The organism is Aeromonas sp. s5 (assembly GCF_040907865.1).
Lineage (GTDB): Bacteria > Pseudomonadota > Gammaproteobacteria > Enterobacterales > Aeromonadaceae > Aeromonas > Aeromonas dhakensis.
The window spans coordinates 114,419-135,817 of the sequence record NZ_JBFOCO010000014.1; the positions used below are offsets into that span (position 1 = coordinate 114,419).

At 63.3% G+C, this 21,399-nt stretch carries 19 protein-coding genes; all 19 read right to left on the reverse strand.

All coding sequences use genetic code 11. The features are described 5' to 3' along the window. On the reverse strand, window positions 1–647 hold a 647-nt coding region (locus AB5Y94_RS09890), incomplete at its 3' end, for a carbon-nitrogen hydrolase family protein (RefSeq protein WP_368205427.1). Between the two features lie 19 nt (window positions 648–666). Continuing rightward, window positions 667–1,254 carry a nucleotidyltransferase domain-containing protein gene (locus tag AB5Y94_RS09895; protein ID WP_054543927.1) on the reverse strand — a complete coding sequence of 196 codons (588 nt, stop codon included), beginning with the start codon at window positions 1,252–1,254 and terminating at the stop codon, window positions 667–669. Further along, on the reverse strand, window positions 1,251–1,583 hold the full coding sequence (locus tag AB5Y94_RS09900) for a Dabb family protein (RefSeq protein WP_201989522.1): 333 nt from the start codon (window positions 1,581–1,583) through the stop codon (window positions 1,251–1,253). Before AB5Y94_RS09900 ends, AB5Y94_RS09895 begins: the two co-directional genes overlap by 4 nt. Before the next feature lie 34 nt (window positions 1,584–1,617). Further along, the gene (locus AB5Y94_RS09905) at window positions 1,618–5,520 is read right to left on the reverse strand and encodes a YhdP family protein (protein WP_368205428.1); all 3,903 of its coding nucleotides are present in this window, start codon (window positions 5,518–5,520) and stop codon (window positions 1,618–1,620) included. Beyond that, window positions 5,521–6,990 (reverse strand): ribonuclease G, encoded by a 1,470-nt coding sequence (gene rng, locus AB5Y94_RS09910; RefSeq protein WP_005308119.1) that lies wholly within the window; start codon window positions 6,988–6,990, stop codon window positions 5,521–5,523. 193 nt (window positions 6,991–7,183) lie between these two features. Further along, a complete protein-coding gene (locus AB5Y94_RS09915) occupies window positions 7,184–7,771 on the reverse strand; it encodes a nucleoside triphosphate pyrophosphatase (protein ID WP_010635366.1) in 588 nt (195 codons plus the stop codon). Between the two features lie 51 nt (window positions 7,772–7,822). Then, window positions 7,823–8,308: a rod shape-determining protein MreD gene (gene mreD / locus AB5Y94_RS09920; RefSeq protein WP_368205429.1), complete on the reverse strand. Its 486-nt coding sequence runs from the start codon at window positions 8,306–8,308 to the stop codon at window positions 7,823–7,825. Further along, window positions 8,308–9,201 (reverse strand): rod shape-determining protein MreC, encoded by an 894-nt coding sequence (mreC, locus tag AB5Y94_RS09925; protein ID WP_005308113.1) that lies wholly within the window; start codon window positions 9,199–9,201, stop codon window positions 8,308–8,310. Before mreC ends, mreD begins: the two co-directional genes overlap by 1 nt. Before the next feature lie 42 nt (window positions 9,202–9,243). Beyond that, a complete protein-coding gene (locus AB5Y94_RS09930) occupies window positions 9,244–10,284 on the reverse strand; it encodes a rod shape-determining protein (protein WP_005308111.1) in 1,041 nt (346 codons plus the stop codon). 204 nt (window positions 10,285–10,488) lie between these two features. Then, on the reverse strand, window positions 10,489–14,130 hold the full coding sequence (locus AB5Y94_RS09935; protein ID WP_368205430.1) for a DUF6701 domain-containing protein: 3,642 nt from the start codon (window positions 14,128–14,130) through the stop codon (window positions 10,489–10,491). Then, window positions 14,130–14,600, reverse strand: coding sequence for a hypothetical protein (locus tag AB5Y94_RS09940; RefSeq protein WP_010635369.1), 471 nt, complete (start codon window positions 14,598–14,600; stop codon window positions 14,130–14,132). Before AB5Y94_RS09940 ends, AB5Y94_RS09935 begins: the two co-directional genes overlap by 1 nt. Then, on the reverse strand, window positions 14,590–15,420 hold the full coding sequence (locus AB5Y94_RS09945) for a PilW family protein (protein WP_208201084.1): 831 nt from the start codon (window positions 15,418–15,420) through the stop codon (window positions 14,590–14,592). Before AB5Y94_RS09945 ends, AB5Y94_RS09940 begins: the two co-directional genes overlap by 11 nt. Continuing rightward, window positions 15,420–15,980, reverse strand: a complete 561-nt coding sequence (locus tag AB5Y94_RS09950; protein WP_005308094.1) for a prepilin-type N-terminal cleavage/methylation domain-containing protein — start codon at window positions 15,978–15,980, stop codon at window positions 15,420–15,422. The genes AB5Y94_RS09945 and AB5Y94_RS09950 overlap by 1 nt, the downstream gene beginning before the upstream one ends. After that, complete coding sequence (locus AB5Y94_RS09955) at window positions 15,967–16,461, reverse strand: type II secretion system protein (protein ID WP_025202354.1); 495 nt, start codon at window positions 16,459–16,461, stop codon at window positions 15,967–15,969. The genes AB5Y94_RS09950 and AB5Y94_RS09955 overlap by 14 nt, the downstream gene beginning before the upstream one ends. Before the next feature lie 76 nt (window positions 16,462–16,537). After that, entirely contained in the window at window positions 16,538–17,005 is a 468-nt protein-coding gene (locus tag AB5Y94_RS09960; RefSeq protein ID WP_005308091.1) for a prepilin-type N-terminal cleavage/methylation domain-containing protein, read from the reverse strand. Window positions 17,006–17,019: 14 nt separating this feature from the next. Beyond that, window positions 17,020–17,691, reverse strand: a complete 672-nt coding sequence (gene mshB, locus AB5Y94_RS09965; protein WP_005308090.1) for an MSHA fimbrial major subunit MshB — start codon at window positions 17,689–17,691, stop codon at window positions 17,020–17,022. Window positions 17,692–17,768: 77 nt separating this feature from the next. Then, window positions 17,769–18,230 carry a hypothetical protein gene (locus AB5Y94_RS09970; protein WP_017778495.1) on the reverse strand — a complete coding sequence of 154 codons (462 nt, stop codon included), beginning with the start codon at window positions 18,228–18,230 and terminating at the stop codon, window positions 17,769–17,771. A 168-nt stretch (window positions 18,231–18,398) separates the two neighbouring features. Further along, the gene (mshG, locus tag AB5Y94_RS09975) at window positions 18,399–19,619 is read right to left on the reverse strand and encodes an MSHA fimbrial biogenesis protein MshG (RefSeq protein WP_010635376.1); all 1,221 of its coding nucleotides are present in this window, start codon (window positions 19,617–19,619) and stop codon (window positions 18,399–18,401) included. A gap of 53 nt (window positions 19,620–19,672) precedes the next feature. Beyond that, a complete protein-coding gene (mshE, locus tag AB5Y94_RS09980) occupies window positions 19,673–21,382 on the reverse strand; it encodes an MSHA fimbrial ATPase MshE (RefSeq protein WP_017778493.1) in 1,710 nt (569 codons plus the stop codon). Between the last annotated feature and the right edge of the window lie 17 nt (window positions 21,383–21,399).

The window sequence follows — 21,399 nt, forward strand, 5'->3', positions numbered from 1 at the left end:
CCGCCCTGATTGGCGGCCACCACGTAGCACTGGTTCTCGATGGCGCGGGCCCTCAGCAGCGGCTCCCAGTGCGCCTCGCCGGTCACGGCGGTGAAGGCGGCAGGCACCAGCAGCACGCGGGCGCCGGCGCGGGCCAGCCGGCGGTACAGCTCGGGAAAGCGCAGATCATAACAGATAGAGAGGCCGAGGGGACCAAACGGGGAGTCCACCAGCACAGGCTCCTCGCCGGGGCTGAAGGTCTCCGACTCCCGGTAGCGGCCGTGATTGTCCGCCACATCCACGTCGAACAGGTGGATCTTGTGGTAGTGGCCCTTGCGCTCGCCGCTGGGGTCGAACACCAGGGTACTGGTGTGGATATGGTCGGAACCGGCGATGGTGGTCGGCATGGCCCCGGCCACCAGCCAGATACCGTAGTCACGGGCCCATTCGGCCAGCTGCTGCTGGATCGGCGCTGCTCCGCCCAGAGCGGGACCTATGGTCTCGGCCCCGTCCAGATAGCCCTGTCGCTCACCAAACAGGGCGAAGTTCTCCGGCAGCAGTACCAGCAGCGGCCGCTCCCTGGGCAACAGGGCCAGCTCGGCGGCGATCTGCTCCCGGTTATCCTGCCAGTGACGGCCCGATACCAGCTGTATTGCGGCTAACCACATGGTTCTCTCCTTGTCCACGTTACTCGCGATCCACAATATTCGGGTCTTTATCCATCTCTGCCAACAGTTTACGCAGATGATGCCTGACTAATCCCCGTTGGCCCCGTTCCGCCCATTTGAGGCAGTCGAACAGCTCCCACACCAGACCATCACCGTCTCCCATGTAGGCAGGGAAATCCCAATGGCTGGGAGCAGGCCCCGCGACCTCCAGTGCCGATAGCGAATGGGCTTTATCAAAAAGAGGCAAGTAAGGCTTGGCAAGCGGAAAACCGGCATCGCGATCAAGGATATGGATCTCGATGCTGGACATATCCAGGAAGATATAACGCCAGTAGGAACAGACATCTTCATGTCTTCCTTGCCAGCAGTGGAACACCGCACGTTCGCCCACGATGGAACGTACCAGTGCTTCCCCATGCTGATGAAAGCCCGGTTCGGCCAGCAGCAATACATCGACATCGGATACCCGGTCAGCCGTGCCCTTGGCAAGCGAGCCAACTACCACCCCGGCAGCAATAGCGGGATGGGCTTTGCCATGTTCCACCACTGCCTGCAGCAGTGCGAACTGAAGCGGTGGAATCTTGGCCCAACGAGCCTCGTCCATCATGACTGCGGTCCTAGCGTGACCACATCGCCGGCCTGCAGGGTGTAATCCAGCACTATGATGCGCTCCAGCACCGGGCGGAAGATGGCCTTGAGGGCATCGTGATCCGGGTGGGGCAGATAGCGCTGGCGGGCCGCCTCGTCGGCAAAGGTCATCAGCACGCTGTGGGTGAAGCCCTCGGCCCGCCCCTCCGGGCTGTCATCCCGCCCCCACTCCACCGCCAGCACGCCGCTGACCTGATGGGGGATGGCGAGAAAGGCGGCGCGCACCGCGTCTATCTGTTCAGGCTGGGTGCCCGGCTTGAAGGCGATCAGCAGGATATGTCGGATCATGGCTCACTCCTTGTGATGGTGCCGGGCCGCCCGCTCAGCGCTGGGCGGGGCCGGCGTGCTTGGGGCTGAGCAGGAAGGGGGTTACTTCCTGCGCCGGCAGGTTGGGGGCCACGGCGTCGACCGCCTCCTTCTGCTGCTGGTTGAGCTTGATGCGGGCCCGGTTGCGCCCCGCCTCGATCAGTTTGGGATCGTCGAGCGGGCCTGAGACCCGAAAATCGATGCGGGTGACCACGTCCACCACCGGCTCCAGCAGCTTGGAGAGCGCCAGCACGTAGAGCCCGGTGATCGGGGTCAGCGAGAAGGCCGCCACCACCGGCAGGGTGCCGCCCAGGTTCGGCGAGAAGCTCAGCTCGTAGTCGAGCCGCCAGCGCACCAGATCGGCGATGCCCTCACCGCGCAGGTTGCCGGCCGCCCCCTTCATGTAGAAGTCGTCGTTCTCCACCACCCCCTGCTTGATCCTGGCGGAGGCCGACATGGACTCGAAGTAGAAGCCCTTGTCGAACACGTCGCGAAAATCGAGGCGCAGCTTGCGCAGCAATGAGTCGAGGCTGAGCAGGGAGAGCAGTCGCGCCCCCTTGTCGTTGACCTCGCGCAGGGTGCCCCCTTCCAGCTGGTAGTCGACCTTGCCGGCTAGGGTCGGCAGGTTCGGCCGGTAGGGTACGTCGCGCCAGCTCAAGTCCAGCGCCATCTTGCCGGGTGCATCGCCGATGGGCGAGGTGTAGCCGAGCCGCTTGAGCAGCAGCTCGCTGTTGTTGCTGCTGATGTGGGCGCGGGCACGGGTCTGCATGCCGTCCGCCCCGGCCAGCCACTCGGCGCTGCCGCTCAGCTGGCTGCCCGCCAGCCGCATCTCCAGCCCCTTGAGGCTCAACTTGTCGGCCCCTGGGATCAGCTCCCCCTTCACCTCGCCCAGCGGCAATTCACCGAAGCGGCAATCCACGCAGCTGAAGGTGAGCCAGGGGATGGCATCCATGATGGCCTTGTCCTGTCTCGCATCGGGATCCGGGCTCAGATCCGAACTCTTGCCGGACCAGTAGATACGGGCGAACTTGGCATCGATGGGCTGGCGATCGGAGACCGGCAGGCGTACCACCCCCATCACGTCCGGGCTGTCGATCATCACCTCGGTGGCCTGATTGACCGGTCCCACGGTGAAGTGCACCGCCTTGAGGTTGGCGCTGCCGATGTCGGCGCGGGCCAGCTGGCCGTCCACCCACCACTCCTGCGGCAAGAAGGCGGGGCCCACCACCGCATTGCCGCTCGGCGCCGTACTGACCGGCAGCCACTGCTTGAGGCGGGCCAGCCAGCCGGCCACGTCGGCCTGCTGCTGGTTGATGGCGAGCAGCATGGGCCGGTCGCGCAGCACCCGGGCACCGGGCTGACCCACGTCCACCCGCACCCGGCTGAGGTAGGGCACGCCGTCGCCGTACACCAGCCGGCTCTGCATGTCGACGTCGGCCCCCAGCACGGCGCGAATGTCGGCACTGCCGTCGCGGCCGCGGGCGGTCACCTTGAGCGGCAGCCGGTTGTCGGCCGCCTTGGCGAGCGGTGCGGGCAGATCCAGTCCCATGCCCTGCAGGTTGGAGTCCAGCGCCAGCTGGAAGCTGAACGGCTGATCGTTTGGCAGGGTCAGCCCCAGGCTGCCGGCCCAGTTGCTGCGCCCCTTGAGGATGGCCAGCGCCGGGATGTCCTGGCGCTGGCGGCGGCTGTCCCACTGTCCCTTGAACTTGAGATCGACCTGATAGCGATTGGGCTGCTGGCGGCCCTGATAATCGAGGGTGAGCGGCTGGTTCCACAGGCTCGCCTTGAGGTTGCTGAAGCGGGTCTGCTCGTTGTCATACTCGAGCCGCCCCTGCACCTGCTCCAGTGGCAGATCCAGGCTGGTGATCCGCACCTTGTTGTTGCTGAACAGGGCGTCGCCGCTGGCCTTGACCTCGCTCTCGCCATCCAGCGGAATATCCAGCTTCACCGAGCCCTTCATGGGGCCGCGGATCTCCACCTCCCGCAGCGCCTGACCGACCGAGCCGCCGAGCGGCGAGTCCTGCAGGTAGTCGCTGATGGCCTTGCCCTCGCCCTCCACCTTGGCATCCACGTAGAGGTGGGCCCCCGGGTAGAGATCCGGGATCCAGGCATGCACCGAGTCGGAGCTGGCCTTGCCGAGCCGGGTGGCGCGGCTGTTCATGTCGAGGCTGGCGTTCTGGAACAGCAGATCGATCTGCAGGTCGGTAAGCGGTTGCCAACCGGGGAAGAATTCGTAGGAGGCCTGCTTGAGCGGCACCGCCACCTGGAAGATGCCCTCGCCCTTGCTATAGGGGAAGTCGCGGAACTCGCCATACCAGAGCAGGTCAGCCCCCTTGGCCTTGCCCCCCTTGATGGCCCCGCTCAGGTAGTCCACCAGACTCTTGTCCATCACCTGCAGCGGATAGTAGCGATCGGCGTTGGCCGCATTCTTGACGTCGATGCGGCCGGTCAGGGCGAGGAAGGGGTGCTCGAACAGCTCGAGCCGAAAGCGGCTGGCGAGGCTCAAGTCCGGGTTGTCCAGCACCAGATCCTGGCCATAGAGCACCCAGCCCTGCGGCACCTGCCACCAGTCGAGCCGCGCCGAGAAGCGATCGACGGGGATCGGCTCCTTGAAGTGGCGGGCCGGATCTATGGCATCGTTTGCCAGTTGCAGCCTGGCACTGCCGCCGGTCGGAGTGAGCCAGAACTCGCCGTTGAGATCGCGCACGCCGGGCACGTCGCGCCAGGCGTTGACCCGGATGTGGGAGAGCTGGCCGCTGACGGAGAGCCCCTGCCAGCCGGCATCCGCCTGCAGGATCAGATCCTCTATCTTGCCGGTCGGACGGGTGCGTTTGAGGGTCTCGGTCAGTTCGGGATAGATCCCCGACACCAGCTGACTCAGGTTGGCGATCTGGTCCAGATCGATGGCCGGCACATAGCCCTGGATGCGATCGCCGACTCGCTCGAGCTGCAACCGGCTGTGCAGCCAGGGCTTGCCGTCGAGCTTGAAGGTGACGTCGTGGCTGGCAAACTGCCACTCCTTGCCGTCCCGGCGCAGCTGGATCTTGCCCCCCTGCAGCCCGAGCCGGTGCAGGTCACCCTGTTTTTTTTCATCCTGCCAGATCAGGTAGTTGTCGCCAAACGCCAGCAGCGAATCCCCCAGCTGACCGGCCTTGAACTCGCTCCAGAGCTGGAAGTCGAGCTGGCCGCTCACCTTGGGCTCCCCGGCATGGGTGCGCGCCAGCATGGGGCTGATGTCGAGCTGACGGGCCCCCAGATAGAGCTGGCCCTTGAGCCGGTCGAGCCGCACCTGGGGGGCATCCACATCGACGATGAGATCGAGGGTGCTCTCGCCCACCCCGTTGATGAGGTAAGCCTTGCCGACCCCCTGGTGGCGCTTGCCGCGGTTCTGCCAGCGCAGCTGGGCGATGTCGAGGGCCCGCACCTCCCCCAGCGCCGTGGTGAGGCTGAGGCGGGTGTCGTGAATATCGAAGGTGGAGAGCTGGGTCAGCAGAAAGCGCAGCAACGCCTGTTGCTGGTCGCTGCCGTCGCCGGTTTCCGGCTCCGCAGGCTGACTCAAATCCAGCGCTATGTCGCCATCGCTCAGGATCAGCTGGCCGAATACCGGCTTGAGTTCGTTGAGGGAGCGCCAGAAGTCGAGGTGGGCCCACACCTTGCCAAGGCGCAGGGCGAAGCGGCCCGAATTCGGCGCGATCACCAGCTGCTGCAGCTCGAGGGCCGGGCCGCGCTGGGTCCAGTCCAGCCCGATGCGATCGACGCTAGCCTCCAGCTTGCTGTCGGCCAGCAGGGTATCGAGCAGCGCCTGTCTGTGCTGATTGAGCAAGGGGCCGCCAACGCGCACCAGACTGACCAGGATGGCCAGCAGCACGAAGAAGACCCCGAGGGCCAACCAGCCCCGACTCAGCCAGCGATAGACCAATTACATCATCACCACGTCGAACTGCTCCTGCCCGCAGAGGGGCTCGCTCACCACCCTGACCTGCTTGCCGATGAACACTTCCAGTTCGGCCAGGCTGTGGGACTCCTCGCCCCGCAGATAGTCGGCCACCGCCGGGGCGGCATAGACGGTGAACTGATCCGCGTCGTAGGCCCGGTTGACCCGGATGATCTCCCGCAGGATCTCGAAGCAGACCGACTCCACCGTCTTGACCCGGCCGCGCCCCTTGCACTCGGGGCACTCGGAGCAGAGCACATGCTCCAGGCTCTCGCGGGTACGCTTGCGGGTCATCTCCACCAGGCCGAGCTGGGAGAAGCCGTTGACGTTGGTCTTGGCGCGGTCCTTCGACAGCGCCTGCTCCAGGCTGTGCAGCACCCGCCGGCGGTGATCCTCGGACTGCATGTCGATGAAGTCGATGATGATGATGCCGCCGAGGTTGCGCAGGCGCAGGTGGCGGGCGATGGCCGCCGTCGCCTCGACGTTGGTGTTGAAGATGGTCTCTTCCAGGTTGCGATGGCCGACGAAGGCCCCGGTGTTGATGTCCACCGTGGTCATGGCTTCGGTCTGGTCGATGATGAGGTAGCCGCCGGATTTGAGCTCCACCTTGCGCTCCAGTGCGCGCTGGATCTCGTTCTCCACATCGTAGAGATCGAAGATGGGGGATTCGCCGGAGTAGTACTCCAGCTTGCCGGCCAGCTCAGGCACGTACTCCTCGGTGAAGCGTTTGAGCTGATCGAAGCTCTGGCGCGAGTCGACCCGGATCTTGTCGAGCTCGGCGCCGACGAAGTCACGCACCACCCGAAAGGCCAGGCTGGGATCCTCGTAGAGGATCTTGCAGGGGGGATACTTCTGCTTGCGCTCCAGGATCTTGCGCCACAGGCGCTTCAAGAAGGCGGCATCCTGCTCCAGCTCCTGCTCACCCACCCCTTCGGCGGCGGTGCGGATGATGTAACCGCCCAGCTCGTCCACATAGCCAGCCACGGTGCGCTTGAGGCGCTCGCGCTCCGCCTCGGATTCGATGCGCTGGGAGACCCCCACATGAGCACTGCCCGGCATGAACACCAGATAGCGGGACGGCAGGGTGATGTCGGTGGTGAGGCGGGCGCCCTTGGTGCCCAGCGGATCTTTCACCACCTGCACCATGATGTCCTGCCCCTGACGCACCAGCTCGGCGATGTTGCCGGCCTGGAACTGCTCCTTCTCCTTCACCGCCACACACTCGGTGTGGGGGACGATGTCGGAGGCGTGCAGGAAGGCCGCCTTGTCCATGCCGATGTCGACGAAGGCCGCCTGCATGCCGGGCAGCACCCGGCTGATCTTGCCCTTGTAGATGTTGCCCACGATGCCACGCTTGGCCTGACGCTCCACGTGCACTTCCTGCAGCAGACCGTTCTCGACCAGGGCGACCCGGGTTTCGGAGGGGGTGACGTTTACCAGCAGTTCTACCGACATAAGTTACCTTGCCTTTCTAGTTTTAAATTCTGGCAGCCAAACCGGCGCGCAACCGGTGAGTAACGCAGTAAGAAACAGCCGGCGGTTGTCACCGACCTATGCCTTGCCTGTGATGGCTTCAAATTCTGGCCGCCCTGTTCGAATACCATGCCGGCCAGCGAGGCGGGCGGTGCTGACCAAGGCGGCGACGGGATTAGCGGACCTGTTCCAGATGATGCTTGATCAGCAGATCCGTTTCCAGCAGGGGCAGGCCGACCACGGCGCTGTAGCTCCCCTCGATGCGGCTGACGAACTTGCCGGCGATGCCCTGGATAGCATAGGCGCCGGCCTTGTCGCACGGCTCGCCGGTACGCCAGTAAGCCTCGATCTCGGCCTCGTCCAGCTTGCGAAAGGCCACGTTGGTGGTGACCAGCCGCACGTCGCAGCGCTCCGGAGTGGCCAGCGCCACCGCCGTCATTACCTGATGCACCTTGCCGGAGAGCGCTTCCAGCATGTCTTTGGCATCGAGCAGATCGGAAGGCTTCTCCAGCACCCGGTCACCCAGCACCACTATGGTGTCGGCCCCCAATACCGGCAGCGCCGTGGGCGCGGCGGCCACGCCGGCCATCGCCTTGTCGCGTGCCAGCCGGCACACGTAATCCTGGGGCTTTTCACCCTCTTCCCGCTGCTCCGGCACATCCAGCTTGAGGACTTCGAAACGGTAACCCAGCTGGGTCAGCAGTTCGTGGCGGCGGGGTGAGCCCGAGGCGAGATAGAGTTGCAGTTCGTTGTGCTTGTTCATAATCGCTTGATGAGATGAGGTACGGTTACAATTAGTTGTTTTTACTCACATTCACTTGATATTGAAGCGCCAGCGCACCTTGCGCAAGACCAGAAAAACCCAGGGCCATATTAGCATGGTGCTCAGGGTCGACCAGAAGTAGGCGAAATTGAGGCTGGCCCGGCTGAACAGGTGCTCGGCCCAGAAGATGGTCACCTTGCCCACCAGCGAGAGGCAGCCGATGATCAGCGCCTGTTGCCAGAGGGAGAAGTTACGGATCTTCTGGAACTGGAACGCCGCCAGATAGGTGGTGATGGCCATCGCCATGGCCCGCACGCCGAGGGTGCTACCGAGCAGCACGTCCAGCAGCAGGCCCGCCACCCAGGCGGTGCCGACGTTGGTCCGGTACGGCAACGCCAGTGCCCAGTAGATGAGCACCATGGCGAGCCAGTCAGGCCGGAAGGGTTCGAGTTGGAAAGGAAGCGGCAGGATCGACAGGCTCAAGGCCAGCAGGATCGAGATCCAGATCCAGATCCTGCCGCTGGCGGGTTGTAACATCAGCGCGTCGCTCCCGCAGCAGAAGGCGCCGGCGCGGTAGCCGGGGCCTCTTCATCGTCATGCACTTCCGGTTTCTTGTCGGTCCACAGCAGCAGCAGATAGCGCAGGCGGTCCAGCGCTACCAGCGGTTTGGCCTCGACCTGGGCGAAGGGCTTGCCCTCCACGTAGTCGGAGCGGGTCACGGTCGCCACCGGATACCCTTCCGGGAAGCGGCCGCCGAGGCCCGAGGTGACCAGCAGATCACCGACTTGCACGTCGGTGTTGCGCGGCAGGTTGCGCAGCTCCAGCTTGTCGAGCTCGCCGCTGCCGGAGGCAATGGCACGCAAGTCGTTGCGCAGCACCCGCACCGGGATGCCGTGGCTGGAGTCGGTGATGAGCAGGACGCGGCTGGTGGTGGAGCCCACGTGCAGCACCTGACCTATCACCCCCTGATCGTTGATCACCGGCTGGCCGTTGTAGACACCGTCCAGCGCCCCCTTGTTGATCAGCACCTGATGGCTGAAGGGGTCGGAATCCACCGACAGCAGCTCGGCCACCATCTTGCGGGACTCCTTGTGCACCGGCGAACCGAGCAGCTCGCGCAGACGCTGGTTCTCGTGCTCCAGATGATCCATCTTGAGCAGGCGCGAACGCAGGGTGAACAGCTGTTGTTCCTGCTGCTTGGTCTGCTCGATGAGGCCGGCCCGGGTCTGCACCTGGGTCGACATGGTATCGAGCAGGGTACCTGGCGCATTGGCCATGTATTGCAGCGGGCTGACGAGTGAGCTGAGGTAGACGCGGACGTGGCTGAACACACCGAAGCGAGAGTCCGCTACGATGGCAGCAATAGAGATGATGACGGCGAGAAACAACCGTAACTGAAGCGAAGGGCCTCTACCAAAAATGGGTTTCATGGGTCGTCAAAAAAGAGCCGGCACGCTGGCCGGCTTTGGGTCTTATTCGTAGTGGAACAGATCGCCACCGTGCATATCGATCAGCTCCAGCGCCTTGCCGCCGCCACGGGCCACGCAAGTCAGCGGATCTTCGGCCACCACCACAGGGATACCGGTCTCTTCCATCAGCAGACGGTCGATATCTTTGAGCAGGGCACCACCACCGGTCAGCACCATGCCGCGCTCGGAGATGTCGGAGGCCAGCTCGGGCGGAGACTGCTCCAGCGCCACCATCACGGCGGAGACGATGCCGGACAACGGCTCTTGCAGCGCTTCCAGGATCTCGTTGGAATTCAGGGTGAAGCTGCGCGGCACACCTTCGGCCAGGTTGCGACCACGCACTTCGATCTCGCGCACCTCTTCGCCAGGATAGGCGGAGCCGATCTCGTGCTTGATGCGCTCGGCGGTGGCTTCCCCGATCAGGCTGCCGTAGTTGCGGCGCACGTAGCTGATGATGGCTTCGTCGAACTTGTCGCCGCCGATGCGGACGGACTGGGAGTAAACCACACCGTTCAGGGAGATGATGGCCACTTCGGTGGTACCACCACCGATGTCCACCACCATGGAGCCGGTCGCTTCGGAGACCGGCAGGCCGGCACCGATGGCGGCAGCCATGGGTTCATCGATCAGGTAAACCTCGCGGGCGCCGGCGCCCAGAGCGGATTCCTTGATGGCGCGACGTTCCACCTGGGTGGAGCCGCACGGTACGCACACCAGCACACGCGGGCTGGGGCGGAAATAGTTGTTGTCGTGAACCTGCTTGATGAAGTGCTGCAGCATCTTCTCGGTCACGTAGAAGTCGGCGATCACGCCGTCTTTCATCGGGCGAATGGCGGAGATGTTACCCGGGGTACGACCCAGCATCTGCTTGGCGGCATGACCGACAGCAGCGACCGATTTGGCGTTCCCGCGCTCTTGGCGAATGGCGACAACTGAGGGTTCGTTAAGGACGATCCCTTGATCTTTTACATAGATCAGGGTGTTGGCAGTTCCCAAGTCGATCGACAGATCGTTGGAAAAGACGCCTCTGAGCTTTTTGAACATGGCTACGGGAAATCCTAAGAATTTGGAGGTGCAGAAAACCGGCTAACTTTACCAATGCCCACCCCAATCGGCAAGCGCTCAAACTGTCGCCAGCCCATCGGGCGCGACAAAAATGCGAGTCATCACTCACCCGCACAAGCCGGCAAACGCTAATAAACAAGGGGATAGGGGGTCGGCGGCCAGCCAGCGCCCCCGCAGCCCCGCTCAATGCATCACTTCGCGCCGATAAATAATTCTGTCATTACCGCGACTTGAGCCGAAAATGGCCTCCCCCTGCAGGGTCTGGGGATCCGACAGCCAGAGTGGTTGTGTCGGCTGTTTCACTAGCTCCACCCGGTACGGAATGCGCACCGCTATCTCGGGTTTGCCAAACTGCAGCAGGATTTCGCCATCTTTGGCCACCGCCGCCATGCCGCCTGGTGGCGAGCTGCCCAGCCCTAGCTTTATCTTGCGATTGCCCCCTATGTTGAGCTCGCTGCTGGCTGTATCGAGGCTCTGGCCTGCGCCCGAGAAGCTGAAGCCCTGATTGGCCAGCGACAGCAGGGTGCATTGATCCAGCCTGTTTTGCTGCCAGCCACCGGCCTCGTAATACTGCATCTGCTGCGCCACGGCCAAGGCGGCCGATGCCACCCCTGTCTCGGTCTTCGCCAGCAGCCGGCCGAAATAGACCTGCATCGGCACTGTGTCGATCAGGCGGGCGTTGCAACTGCCACCACTGCAGTCACCCACCACCCCATCGTTGAAATTGGGCATGGCGATCAGGCTTCTGTCACCATCGTTATCCCGCATGTAGAGGCCAAACAGCAGCGACTTGTAGGGGCCATCCGGCTGGACGTCAGACACGCGAACAAACTCGCTGCTGCCAGTAAAGGTGGCTCGTCCATCGAGCCATGGCAGCGGCTGCAGGCTGCGCAGGCGGCTCGACAAGGTCTTGCCATCCTTGTCGTTGGCCACGGTGATAAACGCACTACCCTTGGCGAAATCCCCCGTGTAATTTGCCGTCTGGGCACCGGCCAGGTTGCGGGCGCGCACATCCAACGCAACCCCGAAGGGCTGCCCCATATATGTGAAGAGATCGCAGGCCGGTACTATGTCGCCGCTCACCAGCTCGAAGTCGGCCGGGATGAAGCGGCCCACCGGCTGGCTCTGGCTCGGCGGGACTGTGGTATTGAAGTAGCCATTGGTCGGTGGGGTCGCCGTCAGCCTGAACACCCCCACCTCGCTGACGCTCTGTTCCATGCTGGTCGTCCCGTTGGCCGCGGCGCCATGGTCGTAACTGGTTTTACCCAGACTGGCGGTACTGCCCGGCGTCGGCGCCACCAGGGTATTGCTCAGGGCGATGCCGCTGAGCGAGAAATTGGGGGTCGCGAGATTGCCGGTGCAGATGTCGCCGTCGTTGGCTGACTCCCAGGCCACCGCCTTGATGTCGACCTGAAATGATTCCCCCGCCTTCTTGAAGATCGGACAGCTGGCATAGCTGCCCGTACATGCTGCCGCTGCGGTCGTGATGCAGAGCCCCACCGGCCGCGCCACAAACGCATCCGAGCCCAGCATCACCAGGCCAGCTTCACTGCCGGTGCCGTCGTAGCGAGCATCCAGCTGAACTTTGCCGGCATCCGGATAGGTGACCGTCATGCTCGACTGCCCCTGGGCATCGAAGCTGAGGGAGAGCGCAGTGGCATTGCCCTGGCTGGTGCCGATCACGCTGTTGTTGACGCTCATTCTGCTGTTGTAGATGTTGCTGGCGGGCGAGACATAGCTGCTCCAGAACTTGATGCTCTTGCTCTGGTTGGCAAACCCCGGCACACACTGCTTGGTCACGTCGCTCTTCTTGACCGCCTTGATGGCCACCGTCTGCGGCTGGTTCGAGTAGGTGTCGGGCACATCGAAGATGAAGCCGCTGTCGGCAAAGGTGAGGGTGCAGGCGGCGCTGCTCAGCGCCCCGCCACCCGAGCGGCAGAGGGTGGTGCTGAGCGGCTTGGTCGAGGGCGTCGAACCGCTGACCCCCACGGTGACCGCGCCTGCCGTAGTATTTCTGAGCTGCAATGTTGTGCTGCCGCCGCTGAAGTTGACTACGTTGCCCCCGACCCAGCCGCCGCTGGTCGTCGTGGTGGGGAGCAGGGTCGCGCTGACCGGATCGGTGATCAGCACGCTGCAATCCGGGTTGGCACAGGCCCGGATGGTGAGGGTTTCCGGGTTGCAGGTCAGCGCATTGCCGCTGTGATCGAACTCGAAGTGATCGATCTGGGTACCCACCGGGCTGGATCGCAGGGCGCAGATCCGCACGTTGTCTATCTCGTGGTAGTTGGTCACCGAGCCGGTGGAGCCGGTCAGCGACAGCAGGAAATTGGCAGGCACAGCCGCCTGACCGGCCTGGCTCGCCATGTTGAGGGGGCCGATCAGGGCGCTGTAACCAGCCCCGGTATCCCGCTCCACCGTGGCCAGCGAGCTGCCAGCCACCCGGGAGTCGACCGTGATGCGATAGCGATGGGGCCGGTTGCCGTTGGTGCCGCTGTCGACGGTCGGGCTCAGGTAGCTGCCGGTACCGGCGAGATAGTTGTAGCCTGAGGTGCCAGACCCGGAGCCGCGGATGGAGACCGCCTGCGGCCGCGACCCCAGGTTGGTACTTCCCCCCTCGTTGGCATAGTTGCCGTACTCATCGAGCCCGACCCCGAGCCAGCCGCCGGCAAAGCCGCTGATCCCGGTCTTGTAGCCATAGCCCAGCGGGCCGCCGAAGGCTCCCGGCTGCGGCGTCAGGGTCGAATCGGAGAGCACCACCGCCATGCCGTCGGCCCCGCTCGAACCGAAGGTCTTGTAGGCGTATTGATCGAATTCGATCGTCACCAGATTGCCGGCCCCCGGAAAGAGGCGCTGGAAGGTCGCCGAGGTGGCCTGATCGGTGACGTTCTGGGTGAGTCGCAGGCGGCCATTCTGTACCGATGGCAGGGTACTGTTGTTGCGCTGGGCCACCACCCAGCTGTCCGGGTTGATCTGGCCGCTGTCGAAATCGTCGGTAAAGCAGGTCAACGGCGGCGGCACCGAGTAGTCGTTGATGCTGGACTGGGCATCCATGGTCAGGTAGCGGGCCGTTACCCTGCCATAGACGGTGGCATTGTTGTTCATGGTCAAACGGCCGTCGGTGTAGAGATAGCCATAAAATGTGGTGGCGTTATCGAGCACCATGTTGCCGTAGCTAACCCAGACAAGGCTCCCCTGACCATTGCTGTTTACGCTGACCGTATTGAGCAGGGTGACGTCCTGATTGACAAAGATCCGGGTTGTGCCGCTACCGGAGAGGCGAATGGTCACGTTGTCGATATTCAACTTGTCGATGAAATAGTCACCGTCCCCCAGTATCAGAGTCGCCTTGTTAAGCAGAGTCAGGGTCTTGATCTGATACGAGCTGCGACTGGGGAAGGTCATGGTGCAGCCGTCCACTTTCATGGTGCGATAGGCAGCGTTGGAGGCAGTTTGAGCGCCTGATGAGCAAGTCAGGTCATTGCTGGCAGCTATGGTCGGGAACTTGTTGTTACCTGTCAGCGCAAGGCCGCGGATATCGCTGCCGGTGACGGTGCAGACCTTGTAGCCACCCGCTCCGTTATCGCAACGGGGAGTATTGTTCTGATCCGGCTGGATAGAGCAGAAGTTGAGCGGCAACCCGCCGGTACCGTTGATCTTGGCGTTGTTGAGCTGGCTCAGCTGATAGCCGCTGATCTGGTGGCAAACATCGTTGTTGTCGTCATGATGACCCTGCACCACGGCCGGAAAGAAGGTGCCGGTATCGATGGGATCGAAGGCCCAGACCTGGCTAGTGAAGAGGGCCAGCGCCCACAACCATTTCATCATCAGCCTCCGTCGTACGCTTCGACCATCAGGGTGCGACTCACCCTGAAGTCTGGACTGGCACTGGTCAGGTCATTGCGCAAACCGCAGGTGCCGACACTCTCGAGCCGATAGCCGGTGCTCGTCACGTTGTTGTAGCTGGTCGCCAGGGTGCGGCACTGCACCACCGCCTGACAGTCGACCAGCCCGGGGTTGCCGGCGAAACTGATCGTCCTGCTGGGCTCGCACTGTGCCGGTGGCTGGGGCTGGGCCGCCGTCCGGTTGGGGAACAGTCGATAGAGCGCCAGCTCCAGCCCGCTCTGGGCCGCCAGCAGGGCGCGCACGCTGCGCACCTCCACCGTGTTCTTCTCGCTGCTGTCGAGCAGAAAACGCCCCATGACCGCCGCCAGCATGGCCATCACCACGATCACGAACAGGGCGATCAGCAGGGCACTGCCCCCCATCTTCTTGCTCTGGCGCCGCTCAGGGAACATTGAACACCCCCAGCTTGTGGTTGAAGGTGACCGCTTCCCCCTTGCGCTCGAACACCAGCCGCACGCCGAACTCCCCTTCGCTGTTGAAGGCCGTGGCCTCCCGGTAGAAAGAGCCGGCCCGCAGGGCGTCGGCCATCAGGATCCCCAGCGGCATGGCCGCGCTTGTACCATTCAGCGCCATGCTTGCGCGGTACATGGACCCTGCCTGCACACAATAGCGTACCTGTTCGCGGGCAAAGTAGACCCGGCTACCAGGGGAGAGACCGGCCAGACTCTCGGTCGCTGCGTAGCGCAGGGTCTGTGCCCCCGAGACCGGAGCCAGCACTTCGGTGACCCTGGCGACGCAGCGCCCGTACTCGCAACCATTGCTGAGCGCAGGCTGGTTGGCATCGGGCAGCGGGAAGACGGCCAGCAGATCCCCCACCGTGACTGCACTGGCATCCGGGCTTAAGGGATCGACGGCCGAGGCAGGGGTAGCCATCACCAATTCAAGGGTGGTTGTGCTGCCGGACACATTCCGGTTGAGGGCGATGTAACGGCTGGAGGTGCTGATGGGCCAGAAGCGCAGGCAGGGACCGCTGTCGCTCCAGCTGCCATCCAGCGTCTCGATGCGCTCCGAACCCGGCAACGCATTGCGTACCTCGCGGTTGAGCCGCTCCATGGCGAAGCGGGCATCGCTCATCAGCTGCTCGCGGCTGCTGGCATCCCCGTAGATCTGGCTGCCGATGCCGATGAACTGGCTGGCGAAGGTGGCCATGATCCCCAGCAGCAGGATCACCATCACCAGTTCGATCAGGGTAAAACCGCCCGCCGTCCGCATCAGTAGTTGCCCCGATAGAAGGAGAAGTCGAGCACGCTCTCATCCGGCAGTTTGATCTGCAGATCGATGCGCTTGCCCACCGAACAGGGGGACGCACAGCTTTTGAAGGTGCCATCGCTGAAGTCGACCGGACTCACCGCAATCCTGACCTGATAGTTGCGATACTCGTCGCTGGCGATGATGCCGCCGCTCTGGGTGTAGAAACTGGCATCCTGCCAGTTGCCGGCGGTATCGAAATCGTCCACGTCGTTGAACGCATAGGGGGTGGGTTCACCATCCGGACCGTAGCGGGTCGAGCAGGCCGCAATGGTGACACCGGCCACCACTTCACCACAGCGATAACGACCGCCATTGTGATCCGACTGCTCGTCGAACGACTTTTGCTGGATCTCGCCGGCCAGCCGCTGGGCCAGCTGAGCCGCCCGCACCTGCTGCACCGGATCCACCGCGCTGGGGGCCTGGTTGACGAGCAGACCCAGGATGCCGGTCAAGGCCACCGCCAGCAGCACTATGCCGACGATGAGCTCAATCAGGGTAAAACCGCGATCAGGGGCTCTCATGAATGAAGCCCTCCGACTCTATCTTGATGCCGCCCGTCTCCTGGCCATCGCTGACCCGCAGGGTGCAGCCCGTGGCACAACCCCCGAGCGGCCTGCCCATCTGATCGAAGCGCAGCACGAAACTGCTGGCGTTATTGAGGGAGACCGCCATACCGGCGGAAGGAGTGACAAGACGGCCACGGGTGCGTTGATTGTCGCTCCAGCCGGCCATGAGGCCGGGGGCCGGACAGCCAGCCCCGGTCGCCGCCAGCGTGATATGGGCAAAACGGGAAGCCTCCACCACCAGCTGGGTACAGCGGTCGGCGGGTTCATGCATGTTGATTGTCTGCACCAACCGCAGCCGGGTCAGCAGCTCATCACGCAGGGTTTGGGTTTCAACGCCGCCTTTGCCCAGCCATTTGGGCACGGCAAAGGCGGCCAGAATCCCGAGCAACAGGATCACGATAACCAGTTCAATCAGGGTAAAGCCAAGTCTGCTCATTGAAATAGATCGCATACCATTTTTACCCATCAAAAATGAGCAGAGAGAACCTCTCTCTGCTCATCCGAACATTGTATTAATTGCAGTCAGTGGTCACCGCTGTCGGTACTGAAGTCGACGTTGCCTCGGTGTAAGTCACGAAGCAAGTGGTAGAAGTGGTAGATACGCCATTCGGGAAAATTTTGATGGCGGCAGGACTAGAACCAGTCGGTGCGGAAAACGCCCATTCAGTACTATTCAACTCAACAACAGTTGACAGCGCAGCAGAGGTCGCAACCGGGTAGCCAAACAGCGTAGAAACTGTTTTTCCATTGCCCAGATCCAGGTCGTAAGCAGTGCTTTCTTTGTCTTTCCCTTTGAGAACTGACTTGCTGTAAACCATGGCACCAGCAGAGTTCAAGGAACCAGCAACACCTTTCAAGGTGGACGTTCTGGCATCATCCTGCAGATTCAGGAACTTGGGTGCAGCGGTCACTGCCAGGATACCCAGAATGATGATCACGATGACCAGTTCGATCAGGGTAAAACCCGCCTGTTTTTTCATCTTGTTTTCCTCTGTCAATTAATGTTGGTGGTCACCTGACCGGAAGCCGGACGGTAACTGAAACTCATGAATGCATCAGTACTGCCTTGCGGATCCTGATACTTGCCATCACTACCCTTACTCAAACTATTGACCAGATAGTAGCGGCAGACCGAGTCCAGGCCGTTATTGGTCACACTGACATAGTATTTCAGGTCATTGCCACTACCACGCACCTCGCTGAAGCTGGTGGTAGCCTTGGGCGGGTTCTGCAGCAGACCCTCCCAAATCTTGAGACAGCGCGGGGCCGTCAGGTTGGCCGGATCCACGTCGATGCCACCGCCCGCCGAAGTATCCATGGGATAGCCGGGCGACAGCTCGCCATTGCTGACCTGGGTATCGGTCGGCGTGGTCAGGTAGAAGCGGGAGCCGTCATAGAGCACGGTATTGAGGCTGTCCTGCTTGGCACGCCCTTCGGCCTCCCACTGGGCCCGCACCAGCGATACGCCAGTAGCAAACCCGCCGGAGACCCCCTCCACGCTGGCCTTCTTGGCCTCGTCGGTCACATCGAGAAAACGGGGCAAGGCCGTCACCGCCAGGATCCCCAGGATGACGATGACGATCACCAGTTCGATCAACGAGAAACCCGCTGCCCGATGGGGGCTCGCCACACCGGCATATTTTGGAACCAGTCGCGTTGTTGTCATGAACCCTCCGTAATAACCCACATTATTTCATGTAGATACAAAAAAATCATTTAGCTGGCTCGCAAAAAAAGCCTCATTCAGGGCTTTTCCAGCACTCTGCCGTCAGAAAAGTGATAAATCAGCCAATTAGGTTCCAAGCCGAACTCACATCCGGTGCCATCCAGGCTCGCCAGGGCCTGCACCGGCGGCTGGGTCGAGGCCGTTGCGCCGATGAGCCGATCCCACAGCCAGCGGCAATGCTCGGAGGGCGTCAGCGGGTCACCGCTACCCAGCGGCCAGCCCCGCGCATCAAACTGCCAGGCCACCCCGTCGACGTGCAACAGGGCCGGTCGTCGCTGCTCGAGCCAGAGTCCGTGCAGGCGCTGGGCTCGCTCGGCAAACTGCTCCCCCAGCAGGGTCAGGCTGACTGCCAGCGCCTCCTCCCGATGGACAAGATAGCTCCGGGCCAGGGTCGCCACTATGATCAGCAACAGGATCACCGCGGCCAGTCGCCGATAGCCTCCCAGCCAGTGCTCATCCTGTTGTGACTGTCGACTCACCCGTCTCGCTCCACGCTCTGCCGCTTATCCACACCGCCCGCATCATATCCCGCCTCGTTGACCGGTTATTTGCCACGCACCGCCTGCATCATGCCCCGCCTCAGTGACGGTAAAGATACCGGCTTACCTGCCACGCACGGCATGCCCCATTGACCGTAGAGATACCGGTTACTTGCCGCGTACGGCCCGCATCATGTCCCACATGGGCGTAAAGATACCCAGCGCCAGGATCAACACCATGACCGCCACGATCCCGATCAGGATCGGCTCGATCCGGGCGGTGAGGCTCTTGAGGTCATAATCCACCTCCCGTTCGTAATACTCGGCCGCCTCGTGCAGCAGATCATCGACCTGGCCGGTCTCTTCCCCCACCGCGATCATCTGCATCACCAGCGGGGTAAACAGGCCGCTGGCCCCGGCGGTACGCAGCAGGCTCTCGCCCCGCTCGATGCCGGCCCGCATGTCGCGGATCCGCCCCGCCATGTGCGCGTTGTCCACCGCGTCGGCCACCAGGCTCAGCGCCGTGTTGAGCGGCACCCCGGCCTTGAGCATCATGGAGAAGCTGCGGGCGAAGCGGGCCAGCAGGGAGCGCTCTATGATGGTGCCGACGATCGGCAACTTGAGCTGCCATCTGTGCCAGGTCAGCTTGCCCTTGACCGTGCTGACCCAGTGCCGCCAGCCAAACACCATGGCCAGCAGCACGCCGAGCATCACCCACCAGTAGTGCACGAAGAAGTGGGAGGTAGCGAGCAGGATCCGGGTCGCCAGCGGCAGCTCGACGCCAAATTTGGCGAACATGCCGGCAAAGACCGGGATCACCATGATGTTGAGGATCACCATGGCGATGCCGATGGCAATCAGCACGAAGCTGGGGTAGCGCATGGCGGTCTTGATCCGCTTGCGGGTTTCCAGCTCCAGCTCGAAATAGTTGGCCAGTTGCAAGAACGCCTCTTCCAGCTGACCCGTGTTCTCCCCCACGTGGATGATGGCCACGAACAGGCTGCTGAACACCCTGGGGTGAGCCTGCATCGAACTCGACAGCGGCCGGCCGTTGCCCAGATCCTCCCCCAGCGCGTGCAGCGCCCGCTTGAGCGGCTTGCTGTGGGCACTCTCCTCCAGCCCGGCGATGGCGCGCAGGATGGGGATGCCGGCCCGGGTCAGGGCATACATCTGGCGGCTGAACACCACCAGCTCGTCCAGCCGCACGCCCCGCTCCAGCAACAGGGACCAGTCGAGGGCGGCCGCCTTCGCCTTGCCGGGTTTCAACTCGGTCGGCATCACGCCGCGACGCATCAGTTGCTCGGCCGCGGCCATCTCGTTGGCCGCGTCCACCACGCCGCTGACGGCATTGCCCTGGCTGTCGCGCCCCTTGTAGGCAAAGCTGCTCATGGTGTGCCTCGCGCCAGCCGGCCCCATTCACTGCCGATGAAGTTGGTCATCACTTACCCCAGATCCTCGGCCAGTCTCAGCACCTCGTCCACCGAGGTGATCCCCTGGCGGGCATAGTCGAGCGCCGTCAGGGCCAGGGGTCGGTAGTGCTCGTGCTCCCGCGCCGCCCTGGCAAACCCTTCGGCGTCGTTGCGGCGCAGGGCATCCATCATGGGCTGATCCAGCTCCAGCAACTCATACACCCCGATCCGGCCGGCATAGCCGGTGAAGTTGCAGCTCTGGCAGCCGCGTCCCTTGTGGTAGACGTGTGCCCCCGGCGCTTCGCCGGAGAGCACGGTCAGCCAGGTGGCCTGCCCCTCGTCCGGCGCCTTCTCCTCCACGCAGTGCTCGCACACCCGCCGCACCAGCCGCTGGGCCACCACGGCCCGCAGCGCACTCGCCACCAGATAGCCGGGCGCCCCCATGTCGATGAGGCGCAGGGCGCTGGTGACGGCGTCGTTGGTGTGCAACGTGGTCAGCACCAGGTGGCCAGTGATGGCACCGCGCAGGCCGATCTCCACCGTTTCGTTGTCCCGCATCTCCCCCACCAGCAATATGTCCGGGTCCTGGCGCAGGGTGGAGCGCAGCACGTGGGAGAAGGTAAGCCCGATCTTGGGATTGACCTGCACCTGATTGACCCTGGGCAGCCGGTATTCCACCGGATCTTCCACCGTGATGATCTTCTGGCTGGCCTGGTTGAGCTCGGAGAGGGCGCCGTAGAGGGTGGTGGTCTTGCCGCTGCCGGTGGGGCCCGTCACCAGGATCATGCCGTGGGGCCGTTTGAGCTGGCGCCGGAAGCGGGTCAGGATCTCCGGCGGCATGCCGGTCTCGGTCAGCGACAGGATGCCGGAGGATTGGTCCAGCAGCCGCATCACCACGGACTCGCCGTACTGCACCGGCATGGTCGACATCCGCACATCCACGTCGCGGCCGCGCACCTTCATGTTGAAGCGGCCATCCTGCGGCAACCGCTTCTCGGAGATGTCGAGGCCAGCCACCAGCTTGAGCCGCAGCACCAGCGCCTGGGCGATGCGCACCTCGCTCAATATGTTCTCGTGCAGGATACCGTCGATGCGCTGGCGAATGCGCAGCACCTTCTCGTCCGGCTCGATGTGAATGTCGGAGGCCCCCACCTGCACCGCGTCCTCGAACAGGGAGCGCAGCAGCTTGGCCACCGTCGCCTCCCCCTCGTCACCGGCCCCCAGGTTGCTGGAGCCGAGCTCAAAGCCGGCGTCCTGATACTCCTCGTGCAGCTGCTCGGCGAAGCTCTCTATTTCGCGGGTGCGGCGATAGAGGCGGTCGAAATACTCCAGCAGCTGCCCTTCCCGGGCCACCGCCAGCACCATCTCGCGGGGACTGAGCAGGGCGGCGATGGCGTCGAGGGCGCTCAGGTCCGCCGGATCCGACATGGCCACCGTCACCCTGTTGTCGGTGAGGTTGACCGCCAGCGCCCGGTAGCGGCGCGCCTGCACTTCCGGCAGCAGCGGCACCGCCGACGCATCTATGGTGAGGTTGTTGAGATCGAAGAAGGGCACGTCCAGCTGGCGGGCGAGGAACTGCAGCAGCTGCACCTCGCTGATGAAGCCGAGATCGATCAGGGTGGTGCCCAGCTTGCGGCCGGTCTGACGCTGCTGCTGCAGGGCGAGCTGCAGCTGATCATCCGAGATGATCTGCTCTTGTACCAGCAGGTCGCCGAGGCGCATTTTCAGTCTGGGTTGTGCCATGCAAACTCCAAAAAAGT